Source organism: Paenibacillus cineris (genome assembly GCF_018333335.1).
Taxonomy (GTDB): domain Bacteria; phylum Bacillota; class Bacilli; order Paenibacillales; family Paenibacillaceae; genus Paenibacillus_AQ; species Paenibacillus_AQ favisporus.
This window is the reverse complement of sequence record NZ_BORU01000011.1, coordinates 1-1,378: the sequence shown is the minus strand read 5'-3', so window position 1 is coordinate 1,378 and position 1,378 is coordinate 1. Positions and strand designations below refer to the sequence as shown.

2 tRNA genes and 3 rRNA genes are annotated in these 1,378 nt (G+C 51.5%); all 5 read left to right on the top strand.

The features are described 5' to 3' along the window. Nucleotides 1–107 (top strand): 16S ribosomal RNA (locus KI379_RS33655); the annotation flags it as partial. A gap of 109 nt (nucleotides 108–216) precedes the next feature. Then, nucleotides 217–333 (top strand): 5S ribosomal RNA (rrf, locus tag KI379_RS33650). Nucleotides 334–378: 45 nt separating this feature from the next. Further along, a tRNA-Ile gene (locus KI379_RS33645) sits at nucleotides 379–455 on the top strand. A gap of 44 nt (nucleotides 456–499) precedes the next feature. Beyond that, nucleotides 500–575 (top strand) — tRNA-Ala (locus KI379_RS33640). 103 nt (nucleotides 576–678) lie between these two features. Then, nucleotides 679–1,378: ribosomal RNA gene (locus KI379_RS33635) — 23S ribosomal RNA — on the top strand; the annotation flags it as partial.

Below are 1,378 nucleotides of genomic sequence, written 5' to 3'. Positions count from 1 at the left end.
TCGGTGAGGTAACCGCAAGGAGCCAGCCGCCGAAGGTGGGGTAGATGATTGGGGTGAAGTCGTAACAAGGTAGCCGTATCGGAAGGTGCGGCTGGATCACCTCCTTTCTATGGAGAATCGCTTCCTGCAACGGAAGCATTCAAATACAAATCTAGCCGGTCGGCTAGTTACTCACTCGTTGCTCAGTTTTGAGAGAGCAAACCTCTTTCAAACGCGTTTGGTGGCGATAGCGGAGGGGTTCCACGCGTACCCATCCCGAACACGACCGTTAAGCCCTCCAGCGCCGATGGTACTTGGACCGAAGGGTCCTGGGAGAGTAGGACGTTGCCAAGCGCAAACCCTTATGGGTTTCAAATGAATAATTCCCATACACGATATGGGCCCTTAGCTCAGTTGGTTAGAGCGCACCCCTGATAAGGGTGAGGTCGGTGGTTCGAGTCCACTAGGGCCCACCATATAAACTTCATTAAAGTGTAAATCACTTATTGGGGTTATTTATGGGGCTATAGCTCAGCTGGGAGAGCGCCTGCCTTGCAAGCAGGAGGTCAGCGGTTCGATCCCGCTTAGCTCCACCAAATATTTGATCCTTGAAAACTAGATAACGAAACGAATCTGCGTTTTAGAAATATCCTTTTAGCTGAACTTGTGTCACAACAAGTTAAGTTTTAAAAGTAGCATGGTTAAGCTACTAAGAGCACACGGAGGATGCCTAGGCGCTAGGAGCCGATGAAGGACGTGGCGAACAACGATACTGCCTCGGGGAGCTGTAAGCAAGCTTTGATCCGGGGATGTCCGAATGGGGAAACCCGGCTGATGTAATAGTCAGTCACTTCTGTCTGAATACATAGGACAGATTGAGGCATACCAGGGGAACTGAAACATCTAAGTACCCTGAGGAAGAGAAAACAAGAGTGATTCCGTCAGTAGCGGCGAGCGAACGCGGAACAGCCTAAACCGGTCAGCTTGCTGGCCGGGGTTGTGGGACGTCTCACATGGAGTTACAAAGGAATTGGTTAGGCGAAGAGGTCTGGAAAGGCCCGGCATAGAAGGTAAAAGCCCTGTAGCCGAAAGTCAGTTCCCTCCGAGACGGATCCCGAGTAGTGCGGGGCACGTGAAACCCCGTATGAATCTGGCAGGACCATCTGCTAAGGCTAAATACTCCCTAGCGACCGATAGTGAAACAGTACCGTGAGGGAAAGGTGAAAAGCACCCCGGAAGGGGAGTGAAATAGAACCTGAAACCGTGTGCTTACAAGAAGTCAGAGCCCTGTTTATGGGTGATGGCGTGCCTTTTGTAGAATGAACCGGCGAGTTACGTTCCCGTGCAAGGTTAAGGTGAGAAGCCGGAGCCGCAGCGAAAGCGAGTCTGAATAGGGCGA